The sequence below is a fragment of the Wohlfahrtiimonas populi genome (genome assembly GCF_002006795.1).
Classification (GTDB): Bacteria; Pseudomonadota; Gammaproteobacteria; order Cardiobacteriales; family Wohlfahrtiimonadaceae; genus Wohlfahrtiimonas; species Wohlfahrtiimonas populi.
In genome coordinates, this window is sequence record NZ_MVDN01000002.1 from 178,578 (window position 1) to 203,484 (window position 24,907).

Annotated in this window: 20 protein-coding genes, 1 tRNA gene and 1 pseudogene; 13 read left to right on the forward strand and 9 right to left on the reverse strand. The window is 38.1% G+C overall.

The window, feature by feature from the left end:
• Nucleotides 1-12: 12 nt before the first annotated feature.
• The gene (locus BZK16_RS03750; RefSeq protein ID WP_077927560.1) at nucleotides 13-300 is read right to left on the reverse strand and encodes a hypothetical protein; all 288 of its coding nucleotides are present in this window, start codon (nucleotides 298-300) and stop codon (nucleotides 13-15) included.
• A gap of 175 nt (nucleotides 301-475) precedes the next feature.
• Between BZK16_RS03750 and BZK16_RS14535 the strand changes: the two are divergent.
• Nucleotides 476-813: pseudogene (locus BZK16_RS14535) on the forward strand (transposase); the annotation flags it as partial.
• A 257-nt stretch (nucleotides 814-1,070) separates the two neighbouring features.
• On the opposite strand, the gene BZK16_RS03760 reads toward BZK16_RS14535, so the two are convergent.
• The 8 genes from BZK16_RS03760 to BZK16_RS03795 form a co-directional block, all read right to left on the reverse strand.
• A complete protein-coding gene (locus BZK16_RS03760) occupies nucleotides 1,071-1,589 on the reverse strand; it encodes a DUF2247 family protein (RefSeq protein WP_077927561.1) in 519 nt (172 codons plus the stop codon).
• Between the two features lie 5 nt (nucleotides 1,590-1,594).
• Entirely contained in the window at nucleotides 1,595-1,810 is a 216-nt protein-coding gene (locus BZK16_RS03765; RefSeq protein ID WP_077927562.1) for a hypothetical protein, read from the reverse strand.
• On the reverse strand, nucleotides 1,789-3,537 hold the full coding sequence (locus tag BZK16_RS03770) for a ShlB/FhaC/HecB family hemolysin secretion/activation protein (RefSeq protein WP_077927563.1): 1,749 nt from the start codon (nucleotides 3,535-3,537) through the stop codon (nucleotides 1,789-1,791). The genes BZK16_RS03765 and BZK16_RS03770 overlap by 22 nt, the downstream gene beginning before the upstream one ends.
• Nucleotides 3,538-3,930: 393 nt before the next feature.
• Nucleotides 3,931-4,020 (reverse strand) — tRNA-Ser (locus BZK16_RS03775).
• Between the two features lie 81 nt (nucleotides 4,021-4,101).
• Nucleotides 4,102-6,384 carry a tetratricopeptide repeat protein gene (locus BZK16_RS03780; protein WP_077927564.1) on the reverse strand — a complete coding sequence of 761 codons (2,283 nt, stop codon included), beginning with the start codon at nucleotides 6,382-6,384 and terminating at the stop codon, nucleotides 4,102-4,104.
• 16 nt (nucleotides 6,385-6,400) lie between these two features.
• A complete protein-coding gene (locus BZK16_RS03785) occupies nucleotides 6,401-8,239 on the reverse strand; it encodes an ATP-binding protein (protein WP_077927565.1) in 1,839 nt (612 codons plus the stop codon).
• Between the two features lie 237 nt (nucleotides 8,240-8,476).
• Entirely contained in the window at nucleotides 8,477-10,036 is a 1,560-nt protein-coding gene (locus BZK16_RS03790; protein ID WP_077927566.1) for an N-acetylmuramoyl-L-alanine amidase, read from the reverse strand.
• Nucleotides 10,037-10,038: 2 nt separating this feature from the next.
• On the reverse strand, nucleotides 10,039-11,715 hold the full coding sequence (locus tag BZK16_RS03795) for a tetratricopeptide repeat protein (RefSeq protein WP_077927567.1): 1,677 nt from the start codon (nucleotides 11,713-11,715) through the stop codon (nucleotides 10,039-10,041).
• A gap of 165 nt (nucleotides 11,716-11,880) precedes the next feature.
• On the opposite strand from BZK16_RS03795, the gene elbB reads away from it, so the two are divergent.
• From elbB to dprA, 12 genes are all read left to right on the forward strand, one after another.
• Nucleotides 11,881-12,567, forward strand: coding sequence for an isoprenoid biosynthesis glyoxalase ElbB (gene elbB, locus BZK16_RS03800; protein ID WP_077927568.1), 687 nt, complete (start codon nucleotides 11,881-11,883; stop codon nucleotides 12,565-12,567).
• Between the two features lie 19 nt (nucleotides 12,568-12,586).
• Nucleotides 12,587-13,888 carry a homoserine dehydrogenase gene (locus BZK16_RS03805; RefSeq protein WP_077927569.1) on the forward strand — a complete coding sequence of 434 codons (1,302 nt, stop codon included), beginning with the start codon at nucleotides 12,587-12,589 and terminating at the stop codon, nucleotides 13,886-13,888.
• A gap of 44 nt (nucleotides 13,889-13,932) precedes the next feature.
• Nucleotides 13,933-15,675, forward strand: coding sequence for a biosynthetic-type acetolactate synthase large subunit (gene ilvB / locus BZK16_RS03810; protein WP_077927570.1), 1,743 nt, complete (start codon nucleotides 13,933-13,935; stop codon nucleotides 15,673-15,675).
• A 32-nt stretch (nucleotides 15,676-15,707) separates the two neighbouring features.
• The gene (gene ilvN / locus BZK16_RS03815; protein ID WP_077925527.1) at nucleotides 15,708-16,205 is read left to right on the forward strand and encodes an acetolactate synthase small subunit; all 498 of its coding nucleotides are present in this window, start codon (nucleotides 15,708-15,710) and stop codon (nucleotides 16,203-16,205) included.
• A gap of 50 nt (nucleotides 16,206-16,255) precedes the next feature.
• Nucleotides 16,256-17,272 (forward strand): ketol-acid reductoisomerase, encoded by a 1,017-nt coding sequence (gene ilvC / locus BZK16_RS03820; RefSeq protein WP_077927571.1) that lies wholly within the window; start codon nucleotides 16,256-16,258, stop codon nucleotides 17,270-17,272.
• A 64-nt stretch (nucleotides 17,273-17,336) separates the two neighbouring features.
• Nucleotides 17,337-18,713 (forward strand): class II 3-deoxy-7-phosphoheptulonate synthase, encoded by a 1,377-nt coding sequence (locus BZK16_RS03825; protein ID WP_077927572.1) that lies wholly within the window; start codon nucleotides 17,337-17,339, stop codon nucleotides 18,711-18,713.
• A 69-nt stretch (nucleotides 18,714-18,782) separates the two neighbouring features.
• Nucleotides 18,783-19,739, forward strand: a complete 957-nt coding sequence (gene accA, locus BZK16_RS03830) for an acetyl-CoA carboxylase carboxyl transferase subunit alpha (protein ID WP_077927573.1) — start codon at nucleotides 18,783-18,785, stop codon at nucleotides 19,737-19,739.
• Between the two features lie 7 nt (nucleotides 19,740-19,746).
• Nucleotides 19,747-20,637, forward strand: a complete 891-nt coding sequence (locus BZK16_RS03835) for an ATP-binding protein (protein ID WP_077927574.1) — start codon at nucleotides 19,747-19,749, stop codon at nucleotides 20,635-20,637.
• 3 nt (nucleotides 20,638-20,640) lie between these two features.
• Entirely contained in the window at nucleotides 20,641-21,660 is a 1,020-nt protein-coding gene (locus tag BZK16_RS03840) for an SIS domain-containing protein (RefSeq protein ID WP_077927575.1), read from the forward strand.
• Nucleotides 21,661-21,662: 2 nt separating this feature from the next.
• Complete coding sequence (gene nagA, locus BZK16_RS03845) at nucleotides 21,663-22,763, forward strand: N-acetylglucosamine-6-phosphate deacetylase (protein ID WP_233145183.1); 1,101 nt, start codon at nucleotides 21,663-21,665, stop codon at nucleotides 22,761-22,763.
• 19 nt (nucleotides 22,764-22,782) lie between these two features.
• Nucleotides 22,783-23,700 (forward strand): AEC family transporter, encoded by a 918-nt coding sequence (locus BZK16_RS03850; RefSeq protein ID WP_077927577.1) that lies wholly within the window; start codon nucleotides 22,783-22,785, stop codon nucleotides 23,698-23,700.
• 69 nt (nucleotides 23,701-23,769) lie between these two features.
• Nucleotides 23,770-24,900 carry a DNA-processing protein DprA gene (dprA, locus tag BZK16_RS03855; RefSeq protein ID WP_077927578.1) on the forward strand — a complete coding sequence of 377 codons (1,131 nt, stop codon included), beginning with the start codon at nucleotides 23,770-23,772 and terminating at the stop codon, nucleotides 24,898-24,900.
• Nucleotides 24,901-24,907 lie beyond the last annotated feature (7 nt).

Below are 24,907 nucleotides of genomic sequence, written 5' to 3' on the forward strand. Positions count from 1 at the left end.
TAACACCTATAACTATCTAATATCATTATCAAAATAAGACTTTCCATTTTTTGGTCTAAACGCAGTACCTTTATCTTTACTTCTAGGATCAAAAATTATAAGAGTACCACTAGCATCATCCCAAAAAGCAACTCTATCACGTTCCAGTTTTTTTATTATACTAGAAGGGTTTTCAATTATATTATTAATATGCCTTTGAAAATCATCAATTGTTTTAATACCTAAATCTTCAAACTCTTTTCCATTAATGACATGCTTTTGAAATGCATGACCATTAGCTATATTAGGTATATATTGCACAGTTTTTTGTATAAATGTATTAGCATCTCTAATTCGACAATGTTTTAATCAAGCCATTTTGAATACTTTCTGAATCTACTTGGGCATTTTTCCTCTCATTCTCCAAATCTGCTATTATAATCAGTACAAAATTTTCCAGAGCAATCACCACAGTTCAGTGTGAACTCCATCTTTAACTGAGGATAATACGCTCAAGGCTTTAGATATTTTTGAAAAAGAGTGGGCGAATAAATATCCTAAAATAGCGAAGTCTTGACATAATCATTAGGCTAACATCCGCTCTATTTTTGACTATCCAGAAGAGATTCGTAGAGCTGTTTATACCAATGCGATAGAATCGCTCAATAGCACGGAGAAACGAAAGATATTTTCATCCGATGATTCAGCAAAAAGGCGATCTATTTAGCAGTCGAAAGTGCTTCTCAAAAATAGACGATGCCGATCAAAAATTGGCGATCGGCAATGAATTGGCTTATGATTCACTTTGATAATCAAGTGACTGATTATTTGTAACAAACTTAACTTACACAAAATATATTACAGGCTCAAACACCTTGATTTTACAGATTTGAGAGACATTATTTAATTCTTCAGCAAAATTTAATAAACCTGCTTTATGTTTGATAATTGGATTGTTAGTATGACAGCATGAGCATAACCTCTTTAAGTTTTGAATTAAGGATTAGATATCCACATCAAAACTGGTTATGCTCAATTTTTCAAGTGCTATGTACGATCAAATCGGAACTAATACACTTAATAAACAAATTTTATCTATTAATGCTCTTATATTTTAATTTATTTTCATTAATATATCTAAACCAATTATCGTACATATATTGCCTCCCAAAACATTTTCCATCATATGACTCATACCCAATAAAGCTTTTTAATGATTCTGGATAATCAAAATTTGCATAAATCAATTCAATTATTTTCATAGGATCATTATATTTTTCTTGATTACTATATAGCCAAAATAATATTAAATATAACAATTTATTATAATCTATGTCAGTATCTTCTTTAGAAGATAATAAACATAAATTGTGTAAGAAACTATAATCATCCTCATTCTGATAAGTAAGCAATAAAATTTGATCATTCTCATCATCTAAACAATATTTATCATATGCAATTGCATTAATAACATCACTATTTATAATGTGATTTTTTATCCCCCAAAGCAATTCTTTCCAAGATATAGTATCAAGAGCATTCACCATAAAATCATATGTTATATTAATTTTAGGCGTAATTAAGCTTTGGTCAAAAATAATATTTTTCATATAAACTATCTTCCTACTTTTTGATTCGGTCTTCCTGTAATTTTGCCATTTTTTATATACCTTTGATGAGTAACTGCTTTTGTTACTGGATCATATAAATATTCAAAAATACCTGCTACACCATCAAGCTCCCCTTTAGCTTGTAATAAAATATATTCTTTGCCATCTCCACCTTTTACTAAGTAGGTTGAACCTTTTTCTAATTCTTTTTTTGACAACATAGCAGCAGCTCTATGTGGGCTATCTTTTTAGTTTTAAAATGTTCTGGCTTTTTGAGGGCTTTACCAGCAAATAAGTCATAACTTAACTTGCCACCTATATCAAACTGACCTTTAAAACCTATAGCAGCGCCAACTAACTCTTTACCTAATAGCCATTTGGAGGATGGACCTGAGACATAACCACCATCTAGAGCAACATAAAATTGATGCGCTGGCTTGTAGTACCATGCCAAGTCATTTCTTAAATAGAAGCCTTTTTCTGCCATCAAAGTCATATCACCATCAAAACCGCGAACAGTATAACGGCCACCAATAGAAATTCGATCTTGTGATGTCAAAGGTGTTCGACTCCACTGTCCATGGAATGCGCTGTTATAGTAAAAATTTTGCTGCCCAATATTAAAAGGAACGCCTAAATTCAGGTCTAAAAGGAAAATTTTGACACGAGAAGTGCCTTCACCAAAATCTTGTTCTGGTGCTCTCAAAGCATGAGCTGCACCTGTACCTCGTTTATAAGATAAACCTAAATCTAAAACTGATCGACCAATATGCTCTCTATGATCTAAACCAAGCTGCCAACCAACAACTTTACGCCGTTGTATAGTCAATTCCGCATCATCAATGTAACTGCGCGATGATCTCTGCCAACCTTTTAATGATGCAGTTGTTTTACGATAACTATCTCTATACAACAAACGAGAAATACTGATATCAGCAGCTTTACTGTCACCATTATAATTATAGATTTGGAAGCTGCCTGCTACTGCTTGATTATAATGATATTTACTCGCATTCACTGTAAACATCCAATCTTTATAGGGCACAGAAAAATGGAAGGCATAACCATTAGTACCACCAATCACTTTTTTACCACTGCTATCTGATCCTCGGCTTTTATGCCCAAGATCACGATTTAAACTGAGATAAATTAATTCGCTGTAACCAAATATGCTATCCCCTGAAAAAGTAATGCTACCTTGATTTTTACCAGTTTCTCTACTGCCTGAATCATCCACACTCAACGTCAAACGATAAGGTACAGCCCTTTGCTGCCATGTCACTATCAAATCACTTTCATTGGGCTCATCTCCAGGCTCAATTTCCATCGTTGCCGTTGCAGTAGGCACTCTTTCTAGATTTTCTAAACCTTGCTCAATGTCTCGAAGATTCAATAAATCTCCAGATTCCATGGGAAACACATTGGTTGTTAGAACCACCCTATGCGCTCGAGTTTCTGCTAAATTATCTGAGTTAACACGGATTGCACGAAGCTTACCTGCCATCAACGTCAAGTTCAGTTCTCGTTGTGTTAAATCTTGGGGCTCCACCAATACTCTTGTTGTGACATAACCTGCACTGATCATATTATTCTGTGCTTTAGCCATAATGAGATTGATTCCATTCAAACCAATACAATCACCCGGTGAGAATTTTAATGCATTCAACGCTTGCTTAAAGTATGGTTGGAATGTTTGCTCCCATTCACCTTTTAAATGAATGTTATCAATAGGAAAGCAAACACTCTCTTCTAAATCAGATAACACAGGCTGTTTTTCAGGCACTGCTTTTTGAGGAGAATCAGACAAAGCATCCACTTGAGGATTAATCTGATTTCTCAATTGCTCATTGCGCTGCTCATTTCTGATAATGTCCGCACTGAAATCATTAAACTGAGCCATTGCAATGGGAGTTGTTAGTACAATCCCCAATATTATTTTTACTTTCATATCTTTTATCGGTTTAAATTTTTGTCGAAATTTTATACCATTTTTAAAAAAAGCCAGCCGTTATAAATTAATCATTCTTTTTATGATGTAGTAACTGCTAGTATCAATAGTCTGTTGAACATTTGAAATAAAAAGATAATATGAAATAAGTTTTTAAAATTTTATGTCTGTTAAGGAATCTATTATCATCAATTTATGGTTATCTTTAATTGACTGTCGACATTATAAATGTCATTCCGAACCTAAGATTTATGAGTGCAAGTTATAACAGCAGCGTTAAAACATAAAATATTATCTGTAAAAATGGATTTTTTGCAATTAATTGCAATGCAAATATTCTTTATGTTGGTATAAACAAAAAGCTAGCCGATAGGCTAGCTTTACCATATAAGGTGGCGGAGGTGGTGGGATTCGAACTCACGAACGGTTTAACCCGTTGCCGGTTTTCAAGACCGGTGCCTTCAACCACTCGGCCACACCTCCAAAAGAGAAATGAATTATATACAATTCACCGTTAAACGCAACCCCTTATTTACCATTTGCTAAAAAATCACTCAAATCAGCTTAATCTAATTGATAACGCTCGATTAAAGCTAAATGTGGCTCCACTGCTTTACCCGCTTCTTTTGCCAAATAATACCAAACCATCTGATGATTCCAAGATTTGGTTAAATCATGCATAGTTTGGTCTATTTCTTTAGTAGAAATATTTTGTGGCGCAGTTAACACAAAGTAGATACCTGCTAATGATTCATCATTATTTTCGCTATCTGTCACTGTGTAATCTTCTGGGCTACGAACCCAAATACGCCAACCTTTTTCATCCAACTGCGCTTTGAATTGATCGAATAATTCATCACCTGGAAATGCGCCATCCACAAACCAAGATGTACCAAAATTACCTTTCTCTAAAGTATGCAATTTTCTAAACACAGGAATGAAACGTTCGTTTTCATCTTCTGGACGCTCGACTAAATGCTCCGCATCGAAAACGACCCAATCATTGCATAACTGCTCTTTCATGCTGGGTGCAGATGGCTCTAAAATACGCGCAGTCACAGGGCCATTGCATTGTGCTAATGCATCATAAGGACCATCTTCTGTGAATGTTCTGATATAAACTAAGCCCCAATCTTCTTCAATCACACCTGATTCAGAAACCAAATTGATCTCCAACTCAGCTGCAACATTACGTGCTTCATCCCAATTTTCTGCCGCACATAAATAGCTCATCACATCCCACAATTGATTGCGTGGATCTTCATCCATATTCGCTAACGTGCGTTTCCACTTAGCTGCATTGGCAAAATCTTTTTGCTCCACAAATACATAAACCAATACAGAAATTGGCCCACGATAATCAGGATACAATTCATACATTCTGAAAGATAATGCTTTTGCTTGATCTAAATTCTTTTCATTTAAAGCGCGCTGAATTTTTGACCATAATGCAATGCCAGATTCAGGTTCAAATAACGCAATGAAACGATCCAATTCAGCAACTTTCTGCCCATTGATTAACAAACTCAGTAATGTATAGGCCAATTGACTATCTGTGCGATCTTTCTCCACAAATGCCCATAGATATTCCATTGCTTCTTGGTCTGCATTCAATGCTTTCAATGCATCAATCAAAGAAGATAAAACGTCTTGGTCTTCTGGTAATGCTTTTGCTGCCAATTGCAACCAATCGATCTCTTTTTCAGGATCACGATCTTCTTGCCCATTCAACCATTCCAACAATTCATTCGCTGGCACTGGTAATTCTGCTTGGCCAAATGTTGCAATTTTCTCTGCATATTGATCAATGATCGTTTGAATACCATCTTGCTTACGCAATTTTGGCAAGGTTGCTTGCATCATTTTCAACGCTTGATTTGCACACCAAACACTACCACGTGCTAATGCCAAATCAATCTGATCCATAGCCATATCAATGATTCTGCGATAAGTGCCTACAGAATCATAATAATTCAACGCTTGCTGAATGATGCTACTTAAACTCCATGTATTGAATTCCGCATCTTTCTTTGCGATTGTCACTGCTGCTGCAATCCAAGTTTGATAGCTCATTGGAGAAATAGAACTCCATGCTGGCAATGCTTCTCTCGATTCTTCAATTTTGCCCAATAGCGCCAATAAATGTGCACGATTAACGCTATCCGTTTCTACGTGCTTGCGCCATTGATAGTTTTTCTCAGAATTTTTAATGTTCTGTAAAAATAACTCATAAGCTTTTTCATATTCGCCTAATTTCACATAAGCCATCACTTTACGTGAGCTTAATGAGCCAAATAGCTCTTCGCCAGCAGCTAAGATCTTCTGCTCTTGTTGATCCAAATAACCTAAAGCTTCATGGTATCTTTGATCATCAATCAAAGCTTCAGCATATTCACAACTCAAGCATTGGAAGCAGTTCCATTTTGGTGAAATGCGTTCTAATGTTTCTTCAGCAACTGCCAAACGTTCTTCTACCCAACCTGGGCCATCCATATTCGCATAACATTCTGCTAAATCTTGCGTCACACAGATTGATTGCGGGCATTCCATCGTTTCTTCACGGTGTGCGAATTCAAAGAATTCCACAGCATCCTTCAACGCAACTTCACCTTGCACCAAGCTACCCACGCGATTACGCATTTCCCAATGGCGGAAATAAACTTCCAGCCATGGATTTTGTAAACTTCTGCTCAATGCTAACGCTTCTGGCATTGCCGCTTCCACTTTACCAATATTCAATTCTGCAACATCGTCACTCAATTTATCAATCAACTGCGCTGTTTGGTTTTGTCCTGCTTCGTCCAATTCTTCTTGCAGCTTATTTACCCAGCCCCAAATCATATCCATATAATTTCCCCTACTTTTACTTTTGCTCTATTAATAAAAATTCGATCACTGATGAGATATTTTTCAAAGCCTCATTCAGATTCAAATCTTTTTGCATTTCCTGCCCTGCCATCAAAGTTTTAAACCCCTTTAATAACTTCAATGCTCGCTCGCTGGCAGCAATTTCTTCTCTGTTTTGTATCAATGCTTGAATAGCACTGTTATTCAAATTGATGTACAGCTTCAATGGATTTTTAGATTCAATCTTCTGCGTAAAGTGTCTTGCCAATCTCAAAGCTGCTTGCGAGATCTTTTTATCCTCTTGATCCTCTTCAATGCGTTTTTTCAATTCAGCTTCTCGATCCACCACCACGATCATTGGCAACTCTTCAGGCGAAAAATAGGCTGGCACAACTTCTTCACCATTGGCTAAGTTTTCTGTCAAAAACGTTTGAACATCCGCTTCCACTTTACCCAATCTGAATAGATATTCATTACCACGATCAGTGCCAATTTCCACCAATGGCGTTTTACTTAATTCTGTGAATTTACGCAAAAATGGCACCACAGCATAACGATCACCCATTGCAACTGGTACTTGTAACGCTCTGAATAACATCTCTTCAAAACCAGCATTACCACCAAGCATCACGTGAATGCCTTTGTCAGTGACTAAATCTTTCGCTAATAATTCACCTTGTGATGTTGGAATTTTTAAATGATTCTTCAAAATCATGAATAAACGCTCATCACACAATGCCGCACCCAATAATGCTTCATTGTGACGCTTCATGATTCTGCGCCATGCTTCAGGCTGTTTTTTCGCAATATTTTCTAAACCTGTAATGATCGCTTCATTCAATGCATATTGAATGGCATCATAATTGGCATCTTTTTGTAAATCTTCACGGCTTGCCGTTGGCACCAAACGATTCGACTCAATCACACCACCGATGAATCCTGCCCAAGCTGGCAATAGATCACGTGCATTATCATCCAATAACATTCCACGTAAAAATATGGAAAGATTACGATTATCGCTTGTACCATACGTTGCGCCATCTTGAATCCACAATAAGCCAACCGCATCACTTTTGCCATCAGGCTGAATCGGTAAAGTGCAAATAGGTTCAAAGAATTTCTCGAAGCGAGATGCAAAAGCAAGGTTTTGACGGAGCAATTGTGTTGGATGTAATGCGACTTCTTCATCTCTGCGCCATGGTGGAGCTTCTTCATTAATCGCAATTGTTTGCTCATTGATATAAATAGGCTCGCGCAACAACACACAATAACGACCCAAAATATTATTCAACACTTCTTCTTGCGCTAAAAATGCATAATCACTTTTTAAAGATAATGTAATTTCTGTGCCAACATGATCCAACTCTGCTTGGGTGACAGAATACTCTTCTGCATTTTTAGAGTGATAAACCCAAGCTTCATTCGAAGTTTGATATGATTTTGTTTTAAAAGCAACTTCATCAGCAAGTACAAACGCAGATAAGAAGCCTAAACCAAACATGCCAATTAAACCTGTTTCATCATCCTGCTCACGCAATGTGCGTGTATAACCAATACCAACAGTTGCTAAAAATGAATGAATCTCTTGCTCTGTTAAACCTGCACCTGTATCGATGATTTTAAGTTTATTTTCTCTAGGCAAGCCAACAACGTGAATCTTGCCTTGGGCATTTTTAAAGGATGAATCTTCTAAACGGCGACGCACAATGGAATCATGTGCATTTTGCACCAATTCTCGCACTGCAACCATCGGCGTTGAGTATAAATGCTTACTTAAAATCTGCATCAACCCTTCTAAATCAACGCCTGCTTTATGTTGTTGACCTTTTCGATTCAACTCAATGACATCAGCCATTCATCATCCCTTCAAAACTATAAAAATCCGTACATATTCACGCGCATCATTGATATTGTCAATCGTCATGATCAATTTTAAATAAGTTTATCTACATCCTTCCCGAAGGGAAGGATGCTGCAGTGATATAGTTTTTATGACACCAATTTCACTATTCATTAAGCGATTGTCTATCAAAGAAAAAAACTAAAAAAAAGAGCTTAGGATTACTAAGCTCTTTTATATATCCATTCAATCTTATGGAATGCGTAGCATTGTGCCCACTGGCACTCGCAATTGATTAGCAGGCAATCCATTCGCTCTACGAAGATTATCAGCAGAAACCTTGTAACGTTTTGCAACATCATCTAAAGATTCACCACGCAACACTTTATGTTGCTTGCCTTGTTGCACACGGTTATTCGCTTGCTTCACAGGCTGAGGGTTGCCCTTTGCTTCTAACTCTAATGTTGGGAAAACTACTTGTGGCTGGCTTTCCAAATTCACACGCGGTGCACTTGTACTTGAATTCACTTTCGGTGGATTGGGTGTAGCAGTCATGACTGGTTTACCTGTTGGCACTGTTGGCGTGACTTTTCTAGGTGCCGCCACTGTACTGTAAACCAACTCTGTTGCAGGGCGTTTCTTAAAGTAAGCACGAATGCCCTTCATCATATCATCCGCTAAACGATTCTGATGTGAAGCCATTTTGAGCTTCTTTTCATCATTAGCATTGGAAATGAATCCTGTTTCCACTAATACAGATGGGATATCTGGTGCTTTCAATACCGCAAAGTTAGCACGCTCTACATTCTGCTTATGCAATTTTGTATCGTGCTGCAAGTAACCTAAAATTTGTTTACCCAATTCATTGGAAGCTTCAATTGTTGCATCTTGGGAGATATCCAATAGCATTGATGCAATGGCATTATCTTTATCAGACATTTTCACACCTGCAACGATGTCCGATCTGTTTTCTTTCTCTGCCAATAAACGCGCAGCTTCACTGGAAGCACCTTTTGTGGACAGAATATAAACAGAAGCACCCCAAGCAGAGCGATTCAATGCGGCATCAGCATGGATGGATACGAACATATCCGCTTTTTGACGACGAGCGATCAATACACGCTCACGTAATGGAATGAAGCGATCACTATCACGCGTCATAATTGCTCGCATGCCAGGTTCACGATTAATGCGATCCCTCAATGCTTTACCAATTGCCAAAACAACATCTTTTTCTTTAGTTTTACCGGCACCAATCGCACCAGGATCTTTGCCTCCGTGACCAGGATCAATCACAACTAGCATATTCTTTTTAGGTACTTGTTTTGCAACTTGCACGCTAGATTGCTCTGAAACAACTGAAGATGAACCTGCCGCAAATGCGCTATCTTTAGAAACAGCTGTGCCACCTTGGCTGATTAAAATCACCAATTCGTAGCCTTTTTTACCTTTCACTAATGCAGTAGAACCTGGCACTGATTTCACTAAATCCACAACAACACGCAAATCCGTACCTTGTTGTGTACCCAAGCGAACACCGCTCACATTCACACCTTGAATTGGCAAAGATTGCACCTTTTGGCGCAATTGCGCCTGTGGGATATCCACCACCAATCTTGGTGGGCTTTCCAAGCGGAAGCTTGTAAAACTTGTGCGTTCATTCAAAGGAAAGACAATTCTTAAGTTGCCATCTGGCGTTGTTGAACTTGTGCCCTTGCCCACTAATGTCACTGCATGCACAAAGCCTAAGCTCAGCACAAACAGCACGCACACACAAAATGTGCGCAATGTTTTAGATAATGAATCAGTCATAATTACTTTAAGATTCCTTGATATCTTTTCTTCAATGCGATGGTTTCAGCATGATCAGGGTAAACGACTTTTAAACGATCAAAGAGAGACTTCGCTTCTTTAATGTTTTTTTCTTCAATCAACAATGCAATGTAATGCGCAATCACATCTGGCTGTTTTAAGCGGTTAAACGCAGGCCATAAATATTTACGTGCTTCGACATAATTTTTTTCTTGGAAATAGCCCCAACCTACACTATCTAAAATTGCAGGCTCATCGGGTGCCAATTTAACGGCTTTCTTTAAATATTCCATTGCATAAGCGCGTTCTTTTGCATCTTTTGCAATTTCCAACATCACATAGCCATAACCATTTAAAGCCAATGCATCTTCTGGGTTTTTCTGAATCCAAGTGAGCATTAACTCTTGCATCTTGTCATACTGTTTCATCTCTTGATAAGCCACAGACTTATAATAAGTGTAGATGAACAACTCATAATTTGTCACAACATCTAAAATTTCAGCATACGGCAACAACAACTGATAATCATAGGATTTCTCTAACATATCCAACTGTTGGTTATAGAGATATTCTGTACGATCTGGGAATTTAGTGCGCAATTCATCAAAGATTGCTAAAAATGTCGCGTATGATTTTTTACGAAGTGCCATATCGGCTTCTGCAATCAAGCGAACCACTTGCACATCAATCACATTAATATTTGGCAACATGTCATACAATTCGCCAAATCGCCCTGTTGTGCGGGCAAAATCAGCCAATCTAAAAATCACATTAACGTAATCGCCTTTTAGCTGAATCACTTTATCTACATTTTCTTTAGCGATCTCATTATTACGTAATGCAAAATTTAATAGTGCTAAATGACCATAAATTCGTGCATCTTCAGGGTATTTTTTAACGAGTTGATCACCATAAGCTAATGCTTCTTTAAAATAAAATTCATTGATCAATGCTTGTAGATATTCAATTTTAATGTCAGCTTTGGTGCTTTTTTCTGCTGCTTTTTTAAGAATCTCCAAACCTTTTGCAGGTTCATTCAATAACGAATAAGCATACATCAACAATGAGTAATTCACTGCATTCTCTTGATCTTTCACAATCACTTCATTCAAGTACTGAATCGCTTCACTGTAATGACCATTGTCCACGAGCAAACTTGCCAATAATGGCGTCACTTCTGCGGAGTAATTATTTGCTTTCGCAATTTTTTGATAGATATCTAAAAACGCTTTAGGTTCAATTTGATTTTTTAATTCACGATACAAAAAGTGAAAACCATTATCATTGGCTTCTTTTTTGTAAAGACCTGCAATTTTATTCATCACATTGGCAGCTTTATCATGGCTATTTAAACGTGCATACATGATCGCTTCAAATAATAACACTTCGATATTATCTGGCTCATCCACCAAGATTTGGTCTAGATATGATAACGCTTTAACGTAGTCTGCTTGGCCATACGCTAAATTAAATTGTTGTCTCAATACATACGGAATTTTCTGATTTTTTGTAATTTTTTCTAAATAACCCGTTGCAGATTCTAAGTCATTGCGCTGCACAGCCAATTCACCCAATAAAAAATTGAGCATTGCGCTATCTTTCTCAGGGGCTTGTGCATGTGTTACGCCCAGCATAACACTTAAACTCATCACAAGACTTAATGTCATTTTTTTTATCATAACAGCGTATATCCTTTCAGAGATTTCTGCGTAATTCTACACTAAAAAATAGCCTTATTCTTCTATATGTCGATTTCTTTACGTTTTAGCTATAGCATTCTGCAAAATAAGTGGATATGATCAAAGGAATCTTATAAAAAATTAACACAACATCAGGGGGATGAAATGACGAATAGAGTTGCGCTTTTTTTATCTGGCTCAGGCTATTTAGATGGCAGTGAAATCACGGAAGCGACAAGCTTAGTGATTGCTTTGTCTAAATATAATGTTGCTGTTGATTTTTTTGCACCCGATCGCTCTCAATCAGATGTTGTAAATCATTTGAGCAATGAAGCAACGAATGAATCACGCAATATCTTAACGGAATCAGCTCGCATTGCTCGTGGTCAAATTAAGCCTTTAAACGAGTTTAATTCCGAGTTATACGATGCAGTTATTTTGCCTGGTGGATTTGGTGCAGTTAAAAACTTTACAACCTTCTTAGAAGATGGCATTAATGGTAGTTTACACAGCGACATTAAAACAGCCTTATTAAATACGATTGCCCACCAAAAATGGATTGTTGGAATTTGTGCAGCACCTTTAGTCATTGCTATCGCAATGCGTGATGCAAAACAGACCAATGCAGCGTTAACTTTTGGGCACAGCAGTGGCGCAACCGATTTCATTCCAGCATTGAATGCATGGGGAATCAAACACATTGACACAAAAATCAATGAGTATTATTTAGACAAAGAACACAAGATCATCACAAGTGGTGCATATATGTTCCACGATGCAAAACCTTATGATATATATCTATGTGCAGACTTTGTTATTGAAACATTATTAAAACAGTTAAGTAATCATTAGAGTTGGAAAAAATTAACGCATGAAACGTTTGAATATTGGTATTTTAGGCTTTGGTACAGTTGCAACAGGAGTTGCTGATTTAATTAGAGAAAACCACGCGGAAATTAGTCGTCGTACAGGTTATGAATTTTCTATTAAAAATATTTTTGTACGTTCTTTAGATCGTGCAAACCCACACAATCTTCCTTTAACAACAGAAATTAACGAGATTATTATGAATCCCGAAATTGATGTTGTGGTTGAACTAATGGGCGGTATTGAACCAAGCTTGACCTATATTAAAACTGCATTAGAACAAAACAAACATGTGATCACAGCGAACAAAGCATTGATCGCAACTCATGGTAACGAACTATTTAAATTAGCGTCTGAAAAAGGCTTGATGTTGATGTTTGAAGCATCAGTTGCCGGCGGCATTCCTGTGATCAAGAGCTTACGTGAAAGCTTGATTGGTAACAAAATTGAATCATTGGCTGGCATCATCAATGGTACAGGCAATTACATCTTGACTGAAATGAAAGAGAAAGGTCGTTCATTTTCGGATGCTTTAGCTGATGCTCAAGCATTAGGTTATGCAGAATCTGATCCTACTTTTGACGTAGAAGGCATTGATGCTGCCCACAAATTAACAATTTTGGCATCCATTGCATTTGGGATTCCATTACAGTTCGATAAAGTATTCATCGAAGGCATTTCTAAATTAGAAAGCGATGACATTAAATACGCTGATCAATTAGGCTATACGATTAAGCATTTAGGTATCGCAAAGAATTTAAGCGAAGGCATCGAAATTCGCGTTCACCCAACCTTAATTCCTAAAAAAGAGCTCATCTCCAACGTTAATGGTGTGATGAATGCTGTTTTAGTGAAAGGTAATGCTGTTGGCCCTGTATTAAGCTATGGTGCTGGTGCAGGCGGACATCCAACCGCATCTTCTGTTTTATCAGACTTGGCTGATATTTCTAGAATGTTAGACGCTGATAAAGAACATTATGTTCCTTATTTAGCTTTCCAAAACCAAGCGCTATCCAATGCGCCAATCCTGCCACAAGCAGAGATTTATACTGCCTATTATTTAAGAATAAAAGCAGTGGACCAACCTGGTGTGCTTTCCGATATTACCCATATCTTAGCTCATCATGATATTAGTATTGAGTTGATGATCCAGACAAAATCTGTTGAAGACAACCTAGCTAATATCATAATGACCACTCATGAAACAAAAGAGAAAGCAATTCTTGATTCAATTCGTCAGATTGAGGCCTTAACAAATGTTACAGGTGATACGACATTATTAAGAATAGAGTCCTTTAGTTCATAAATGACTTTTTAAAACGATACAAAAACGAAAAACAGAGGTTAATCGTGAAATCTTCAGGTGCAGAAATCATTATAAAATCCCTCATGGAGGAGAACGTTGAATACATCTTTGGCTACCCTGGTGGAGCAGTTCTCCCTCTATATGACGCAATTTATCAACAAGATGAAATTAAACACGTCCTCGTCCGTCACGAGCAAGCAGCCGCACATGCTGCCGATGGTTACGCGCGAGTTACAGGAAAGCCTGGTGTTGTATTACTAACATCTGGCCCTGGTTTAACGAATGCTGTCACAGGGATTGCTACAGCCCATATGGATTCCATTCCTATGGTTGTTTTTTCAGGACAGGTTGCCACAAGCTTAATTGGTAACGATGCATTCCAAGAAGTAGATACTATTGGGATCACTCGTCCGTGCGTTAAACACAACTTTCTAGTGAAAGATGTTGAAGAGCTTGCCTACACTATTAAAAAAGCCTTCCACATTGCGACAACTGGTCGCCCTGGCCCTGTTGTCATTGACGTACCAAAAGATGTCCAAGTTGCACTGGCAAAATATAGCTATCCTAAGAAAATTGCGCTTCGCTCTTATAACCCAATTGTTAAAGGCCATTCTGGACAAATCCGTAAAGCTTATAACTTATTCATGGGCGCAAAACGTCCAATGGTTTATACAGGCGGCGGCGTAATTTTAGGTGATGCTTGTGATGAGTTAACTGAATTAGTTAAAGCGTTGAATGTTCCAATCACAAATACATTAATGGGATTAGGTGCTTACCCTGCTTCAGATAAACAGTTCGTAGGTATGCTTGGCATGCACGGAACATACGAAGCAAATATGGCAATGCACGAATGTGATGTATTATTTGCAATTGGTGCACGTTTTGATGACCGAATTACTGGTGTATTGGAACACTTCTGCCCACACGCAAAAATCATTCACGTGGATGTTGATCCATCTTCGATTGGTAAAAATATTGCAGCTGATATTCCATTAGTGGGTCAAGTGAAACCAATTCTCCAAGAGTTCTTACAATTGGTGAAAGAAGGTGAAAAACAGTTGAATCCAGACTCATTAGCAAAATGGTGGGAAACGATTGCTAAATGGCGCACAATGGATTCATTGGGCTACGATTTAACACCAGGCATCATCCAACCACAGCAAGTGATTGAGACATTATATAAAGTAACAAAAGGCCAAGCCATTGTTACAACGGATGTTGGTCAACACCAAATGTGGGCTGCACAATATTATAAATTTGATAGCCCAAGACAGTGGATCAACTCTGGTGGTTTAGGCACCATGGGATTTGGTTTACCTGCTGCAATGGGCGCAAAATTGGGTGCTCCTGAGAAAGATGTTGCATGTATCACAGGCGATGGCAGTATCCAGATGATGCTCCAAGAAATGTCTACAATGCTTCAATACTCAACACCTGTGAAAATTTTGAACTTAAATAATGGATACCTTGGAATGGTTCGTCAGTGGCAAGAGTTCTTCTTTAAGAAGCGCTATTGCATGAGCTATTTTGAGTCACTACCTGATTTTATTGGTTTAGCCAAAGCCTACGGGCATGACGGGATTCAAATTAGAGATCCAAAAGATCTAGAACCCGCACTTATCGAAGCCTTTAAGCAAAAAGATAAGACTTTATTTTTAGACATCATTATTGACTCCGATGCCAATGTATTCCCAATGATCCCTGCTGGTAAAGGTCATCACGAGATGATTTTACGCGGCCGAGACAAGATGGAGAATACAACGGTTGATGGATTGAGCCAGGTATAAGGAGATCATAAATGAGCACTAATCAACAAGCTATGCGTCATATCATTTCGATATTGATGGAAAACGAAGCTGGCGCTTTGTCTCGTGTTGTGAACCTTTTCTCAGCACGCGGTTATAACATCGAGAGTTTGTCTGTTGCACCGACAGAAGACAATTCTATCTCACGCTTAACATTGGTGACTTTTGCCAATGCTGCTGTGGTAGAACAAATTGTCAAACAACTCAATAAATTGATTGATGTTATCAAATTGGTGGATCTCACGGATGGCTCACACATTGAGCGCGAGATCATGCTAATCAAAGTGAAAGCAGAAAATGAACCTGCTCGTGCTGAACTGTATCGTTTGAACGATATGTTCAGAGGTCGATTACTCGACGTTACAGAGCAAAGTTATACAATCGAAATGACAGGAACAGCGGATAAACTCTGTGCATTTATCACAGCCGTTGAAACCCTTGGCATCATTGAAATTGTACGTTCTGGCGCTCTCGGATTAGTTCGTGGCGCAAAAGGCTTGACAATTAATTAACAAATTGATTATTACTAAATAACGTTTATACAAGTTTTAAAGGAATACATATGAATATTTATTATGACAAAGATGCAGACTTATCATTAATCAAGAACAAAACTGTTGCAATCATTGGTTATGGCTCACAAGGCCATGCGCATGCGCAAAACCTTAAGGATTCTGGTATTAATGTAATCGTTGGTCTTCGCCAAAACGGTGCATCTTGGTCTAAAGCAGTGAATGCTGGTCACAACGTAATGACAGTTGCAGATGCAACTAAAAAAGCTGACGTTGTAATGATCTTGTTACCAGATGAAAACCAACCAGAAGTTTACTCAAATGAAATTGAGCCAAACATCAAAAATGGTGCAGCATTAGCATTTGCTCACGGTTTCAACGTTCACTACAACCAAATCGTACCTCGTAAAGATTTAGACGTAATCATGGTTGCACCAAAAGGTCCTGGTCACACTGTACGTTCTGAATATGTGAAAGGTGCAGGTGTTCCTACATTGATCGCGATTTACCAAGATAACTCAGGCCGTGCAAAAGATATCGCATTGGCTTATGCATCAGCTAATGGTGGTGGTCGTGCTGGCGTAATCGAAACTGATTTCCGTGAAGAAACAGAAACTGACTTATTCGGTGAACAAGCAGTATTATGTGGCGGTGCAGTTGAATTGGTTAAAGCTGGTTTTGAAGTATTGACAGAAGCTGGTTATGCACCAGAAATGGCTTACTTCGAATGCTTACATGAGTTAAAATTGATTGTTGACTTGATGTACGAAGGCGGTATTGAAAACATGAACTACTCCATCTCTAACAACGCTGAATATGGCGAATATGTGACAGGTGAAGAAGTGATTACTGCTGAATCCAAAGAAGCGATGCGTAAAGCATTGAAGCGCATTCAAACTGGTGAATACGCAAAAATGTTCATCTTGGAAGGTAAAACAAATTATCCTTCAATGACAGCGCGTCGTCGTTTAACATCAGAACATCCGATTGAACAAACAGGTCGTAAATTGCGTGCTATGATGCCATGGATTGCGCAAAACCGTTTAGTAGATCAGTCTAAGAACTAAGATCAGAAGATCAAAAGAAGACTGGAAACAGTCTTCTTTTTTAGAAGTTAAAAAGGAAAAAGTTATGTCTAATATTTGGACACCCGATAGTTGGAGAAAATTCCCAGCGGCACAAATGCCAAATTACCCTGATGCTGCAAAATTAAAAGAAGTGGAAGATCGCTTACATCAAGCGCCACCTTTAGTATTTGCAGGTGAGGCTCGCACACTCAAACAATCTCTCGCAGAAGCAGCTTATGGTCGCGCGTTTTTGTTACAAGGTGGCGATTGCGCGGAAAGTTTCTCAGAGTTTAACGCAACTAATATCAGAGATAGCTTTCGTGTATTGTTACAAATGGCTGTGGTTTTAACATTTGCAGCAAGTAGTCCAGTGATTAAAGTTGGCCGTATGGCGGGTCAATTTGCAAAGCCTCGCTCAGAAGATTTAGAAACAATCAATGGCATCACTTTACCAAGCTACCGTGGTGATATCGTTAATGGTATCGATTTTACAGCTGAAGCACGCATTCCTGATCCTGAGCGTTTATGGAAAGCTTATGGCCAATCAGGTTTAACGTTGAACTTAATTCGTGCATTTGCATCGGGTGGTTATGCTGACTTGCATCGTGTGCAAGGTTGGACAATGGATTTCTTAGATTCATCACCACAAGCTGCAAAATATGCTGATTTAGCCAACCGCATTCAAGATGCATTGAACTTCATGACAGCGTGTGGCATTCGCCCTGATTCTGTTCGTGCATTGAAAGAAGTGGATTTCTATACTTCTCATGAAATGTTACTATTGGGCTATGAAGAAGCTATGACGCGCGTGGATTCCACAACAGGCGATTGGTACGATACTTCTGCTCACTTTATCTGGATTGGGGAAAGAACTCGCCAATTAGATGGTGCACACATTGAATTTGCTCGTGGTATTTCCAACCCAATTGGCGTAAAAGTTAGCCAAAAAATGTCTGGTGATGAATTGATTCGTTTAATCGATGCATTGAACCCTAACAATGAAGCGGGTCGATTAACATTGATCACGCGTATGGGTGACAAGAACTTATTGGAATACTTACCTGCGCTGCTTCGCCGCGTTAAAGAAGAAGGTCGCAATGTTGTATGGATTTGTGATGCGATGCATGGCAATACCATTAAAACAGAAAATGGCTATAAAACTCGCCCATTTGATCGTATTTTGGCTGAAGTTACAGCATTCTTTGACGCACATAATGCTGAAAAAACACATGCTGGCGGTGTTCACTTTGAAATGACTGGTAAAGATGTCACTGAATGCACAGGCGGCTCACAAAACATCACGGATGAAGATTTATCTAGCCGTTATCACACACATTGTGATCCTCGTTTAAATGCTGCACAAAGTCTTGAATTAGCGTTCTTGACAGCAGAAAAACTGAACGAACATAAGAAAATCATGGCTGATTATTCTACAAAATAATCTGTTCTTTTTAGTTTTTAAATGGGCATGCTAGAATATGCCCATTTCGTCAACTCTAGGAGCTGAGTTTTGAACCCTAATTTTTTAAGTTTTGAAGCACCAATATTAGAACTAGATGCTAAAATCGAAGCATTAGAAAGCGCAGCATCACAAGCAGGTGCAGACGTTACTCAAGCGTTATCTCAATTGCAGAAACAAAGAAAAAGTGAAATTAAATCTATTTTCTCTAAGTTGACGCCATCACAGATTTCACAAGTATCACGTCATCCTTTGCGTCCTTATACATTTGATTACATCAAATATTTAGCATCAGATTTCCAAGAATTACATGGTGATCGTGCTTATGCAGATGATAAATCAATCGTTGGTGGTTTAGCTCGTATTGATGGTCGTCCTGTAATGATTATTGGCCATCAACAAGGCCGTGATACTAAAGAAAAAATTGCACGTAACTTTGGTATGCCACGCCCTGAAGGTTATCGTAAAGCATTGCGCTTAATGAAATTAGCAGAACGTTTCAATGTGCCAATCGTAACTTTTGTTGATACTCCAGGTGCTTACCCAGGTATCGGTGCTGAAGAGCGTGGACAAAGTGAAGCAATCGCTCGTAACTTATTAGAAATGAGCAAATTAAAAGTACCTACAATTTGCACAATCATTGGTCAAGGTGGTTCTGGTGGTGCATTAGCAATCGCTGTAGGCGATCGTGTAATGATGCTTCAATACTCAACATACTCTGTAATTTCACCAGAAGGTTGCGCATCTATTCTTTGGAAAAGTGCTGAAAAATCTATGGAAGCAGCCAATGCAATGGGTATCACAGCAGATCGTTTATCTGAATTAGAATTGATCGATCAGATCATTCCTGAACCAGAAGGCGGTGCTCATAGAGATCACGAAGCTGTTGCTTTATCCATTAAAGCTCAGATCGTTAAATACTTAGATGAGTTAGAACTATTACCAGTGGATCAACGTTTAGAACAACGTTATGATCGCATTATGAAATTTGGACGTTTTAAAGGTTAATTCCTTTATGAAAGACAATTCTATGCTAGCTGAGCGACTTTTGTCGCTCATTGAGCGCATTGAGCCGCTTATCCCTCAAACAGCATCTGCTGTTGATTTTGAAGCGTATTCAGCATTTCGTTGGATGCCTGATCAAAAATGGCACCCTGCTCATCTTATCCCTATTCAACAGTTTGCGGCAGTTTGGTTCACTGAACTCATTGGCGTTGATGAAAAAATCGCTACCCTCCGACAAAATACGGAGCAATTTTTACATCAATTACCTGCAAATAACGTTTTATTAACGGGATCACGAGGCACAGGAAAATCATCTTTAATTAAAGCAACGCTCACGGAGTTTGCTAAAGATGGCCTCAAAATGGTGGAGATTGATCGTGATGCCCTCACAGATCTCAACCAGCTCATTTCTCTTTTAAGCCAAGCGCCTTATCAATTCATCATTTTCTGTGATGATCTCTCGTTCGAATCAGACGATTCTTCTTACAAATCCCTTAAAGCTCTATTAGATGGTTCCTTAATGAATCCACCTGATAATATTCTCTTTTATGCAACATCTAATCGCCGTCATTTATTACCTGAATATATGAGTGATAATCAAAATGCTAAGATGGATGGAAAAGGCGAAATTCATTTAGGTGAAGCGATTGAAGAAAAAATCTCACTGTCCGAACGCTTTGGTATTTGGCTAACATTTTATAGCTTCTCTCAGAAAGAGTATTTGGATGTCATTCAAAATTGGATTGCAATCTTAGACTCAACTATAGAGTTCACTCAAGAAATTGAACAGGAAGCCTTACAATTTGCATTATTACGTGGCTCTAGAAGTGGACGTGTTGCTATGCAATTTGCCAAAAGCTGTGTTGGCGCCCACCAATTAAAAAATTTAAACAAGGAATAAACTATGTCAACTTATATGGCAAAAGAAATCAAAGAGATCCCAGAGGTCATTGCCAAACAAGGAGAAAGTAATGCTCCTATGTTGATTAAACTTGCAGAATTTTTACGTAAATCCCCACCAACTGGCGTTACATTATTAGGTCGTGGTAGTTCTAAAAATGCTTGTTATTATGCAAAATATATTTTTGAAACAGCATTAAATATCCCTGTTTCTATGGCTTCACCCTCTATTGCATCTGTTTATGATCGCACTTTAAATTTTGAGAACCAATTATTGTTTGTGTGTTCACAATCTGGTGCAAGCCCTGATTTAATCAAATATACAGAGAATGCCAAAGCAGGTGGTGCAACAATCATTGCTTTAGTGAATGATGAAACTTCGCCCATTGCTAAATTAGCTGATTTCTTATTTGGCTTAAAAGCAGGCAAAGAGCACAGCGTTGCAGCTACTAAGTCATACATTGCAACGTTATATGCATTCGCATCCATCTATGCAATGTTCTGTGGCAAAAACGATCTAGCAGATGAACTGTATCACTTACCAGAAGTTATGGATCAAGTAGTCAATTCCACTTGGGATGAATTTGCAGAGGCAATGCTGACCACTGATAACCTATTCTGCCTAGGTCGTAGTTATAACTACAGCACAGCACGTGAAATCTCATTAAAATTCAATGAAACTTGCCAAGTATTTGCGAAAGATTATTCTGCATCAGAATTCTTCCATGGTCCATTGGCTTTGATTGAGCGTGGTATTCCTATTCTGCATTTCTTGATGAATGATGAAACTCACAAAGTATCATTGGAAACTAATGAAAAGCTCATTGATTTAGGTGCTAATGTTTACACAGTAGACAGTAAAGCATTTGATGAAAAAACACTTATTGTACCAACATCATCCCCTATCATTCAGCCTTTAATCCAAACAACAGTGATGTATAGCATCATTGAACAAATTTCTATCAAAAAAGGCTTGAACCCTGATACGCCACCATTTTTAAACAAAGTGACTAAAACCGTTTAATCATGAAATCTATCTATGCACCAGGCATTTATGATGGTGAACAATACCATCATAATGCTTGGTTAAATATCCAAGACAATACTGTTCTCAGCGTCACTGATGCTGCACTTTTTTCTGATCAATTAATTTATGAATCTGGCACATTAGTGCCTGGCTTTATTGATCTACAAGTGAATGGTGGCGGTGGAATTTTATTGAATAATGATCCAACAGTACAAGGATTAAAAACCATTATTCAAGTGCATAGATCGCTGGGCACTCATGAATTACTGGCAACATTAATTACAAGTGACGATGCAACCATTCATCAAACCTTGGATTCCGTTGAAACTGCAATTGAGCAAAATATGCAAGGCTTATTGGGTATTCACTTAGAAGGCCCAATGATTAATAGCCTAAAACGTGGCATTCACTTTGATAAAGATATCCATGTTTTAAATGATCAATTACTGAAAAATATTCAATCTCGCAACTTAGGCAAAGTTCTCGTAACATTAGCGCCTGAAACTGTAGATCCTCATATCATTACTGAGCTCAAAGATACTGGTATTATTGTATTTGCTGGCCATAGTAATGCGACCGCTGAAGAAGCACAAAAAGGCTTACAAGCTGGCATTTCTGGCTTCACGCATATGTTTAATGCAATGCCAGCCATGTTATCTAGAGAGCCATCCATTTTAGGTATTGCAATTTCTGATCGAAATAGTTGGGGAACGATTATTCACGATGGCATTCATGTGGATCCTATTATGGTGAAAATTGCCATTGAAGCAAAACACATTAACAATATTATTCTCGTGACCGATGCAATGGCAACTTTAGGCAGCGATATTGACTCATTTGAATTCAATGGCCATACAATCTATAAAGAAAATAATAAACTTGTGAATCATGAAAGGAAATTAGCAGGCGCGCACGTAGATTTATTCACAAGCCTTAATAACACAATGAATATTGGCTATTCTTTTGAGCAATCATTGCAGATGATTACACAAAACCCTGCTAAAGCACTTAATCTATATCCAACTGTTGGTTCACTAAAAAATGGCGCAAAAGCTAATATAAATTGGATAAATGGTGCTATTATTAAACCTGTCGTATAACTTTTGGTAGCAAATCATCATGAGCGGTTTAATTTTTATCTTTGTCTGTATTACAGTTGGTAAAATTCTTTCCAGATTAACTAATCCTCAGGAACTGATTCGCTCACTCAATTTATTGGTTGTCAGAGTTGCGCTACCTGCGCTTATTCTAGATAAAATCCATACAATTAATTTAGCTGGTGATGCATTTTTCCCAATTGCAACGCCATGGATTGGATTTATTGTCGCAGTTGCTAGTATCTATTTTATTAAGTTATTCGTGCCAATGTCTAAAATTACAACAGGTTGTTTGATCTTGTTGTGTGGTACAAGCAATACATCCTTTGTTGGTTTCCCTTTGGTTCATGCATTATTAGGTGAAGAAGCTTTAAATACAGCAATCATCGTAGATCAATCCAACCTTATCGTGCTATTCACACTTGGTATTCTAGTTGCTAACTTGTATTCAGGCAAAAGCGTTGATGTGAAGCAAATGCTGATACGAATCCTAGTTTATCCTCCAGTGGTTGCACTAATTTTAGGTATATTGCTTCGCCCATTTGCTTACCCTGAAGCAGTACAATATACATTATCAACTTTTGGTTCACTACTAACACCATTAACAATGTTATCGATTGGCTGTAGCTTAAGCTTACCTCGTGATAAGAGTATGATTAAGTTTATTTCTATTGGCTTAACTATCAAATTAATTTTAATGCCATTAGTGATCTCCTTGTTGGCAATGTTTGTTTTCACTACTTTGACACCATTGACTGCTGCAGTATCTATCATGCAAGTAGGTATGGCACCAATGGTTATGGCGGTGATCATTGCTGCTGATAAAAATCTTAATCCTGAGCTGGCCAATTTCTTAACAAGTATCGGGATTCCCATCTCATTTATCACAGCAGTTCTTTGGAATATTCTGTTACCCTTTGCACAAGCAACTGCACATTAAATCATAACCCATTGAGATATTTGCTATAATTTCAGTTCGATTCATCTGTCTGAAAGTGGTTATCTAAGTATGTTGATTGACTGGCTCACGCTCTATTACACAAAAAATATTGGCTCTAAACGATTAATGCAATTGGTTGCACATTTTGATTCTGCAACGAATGCTGTTAACGCCTCTAATGCTGAATGGCGTAAAGCTGGCATGACAGATACAGTCATTGCATCACGTGAAGATATTGCGAGAAAAAAAGCAGAAGCTGCGATTAATTGGATGGAAAGTAGTGATCAGCATCACATCATTGTTGTCACTGATGATTTATATCCTGAATTATTGCGCGTATCAGATGATCCGCCTGCCCTTTTATTTTTAAAAGGTGATCCTTCAATTCTATCTCGCCCACAATTGGGCATCGTTGGTACGCGCCATCCAACCAAAGAAGGTGAACAAAATGCTTACCACTTCGCTAAAGAATTAGGTGATTATGGTTTTGTGATCACAAGCGGATTGGCAATGGGCATTGATAAATCAGCTCATGAAGGCACGTTAATCAGCCAATCTCCAACAATTGCAGTTTTAGGCACAGGATTGAATGAAATTTACCCTAAGAATCACGTGCAATTGGCTGATAAAATCGTCGCGCAAGGTGGCTGCTTAGTGAGTGAATTCCCATTACATACACCAGCCATTCCTAATAATTTTCCTAAAAGAAACCGCATCATTGCTGGTCTATCCTTAGGTGTTTTGGTTGTGGAAGCTGCTGACAAATCAGGCTCGCTTATTACCGCACGCTTAGCCAATGAATCTAGCCGAGAAGTATTTGCAATCCCTAGCTCTATTCACAATCCACAATCTAAAGGTTGCCACAAGCTTATTCGTGAAGGCGCTAAATTAGTGGAATCCACTTTTGATATTTTCTCTGAACTAAAACATTGGTTACCGAATGAGAATCAAGCAGCCATTCAACATCCCTTACCTTCTTCTAAACAATCCATCACAATGATTGCCGTTGATCCACCTGAAGATCCTTTAGAAAAACAGATTTTTGATCAATTAACACAGCCATTATCCATCGATGATATTGTCACACAAACTGATTTAGAAGCACATATTGTGATGCAGGCAATTTCCATGATGGAAATTGAAGGTTATATCATTCGCCAAGATGGCCAATATTTCATACAAAACCACCAATCTTCTTAAATTTCAC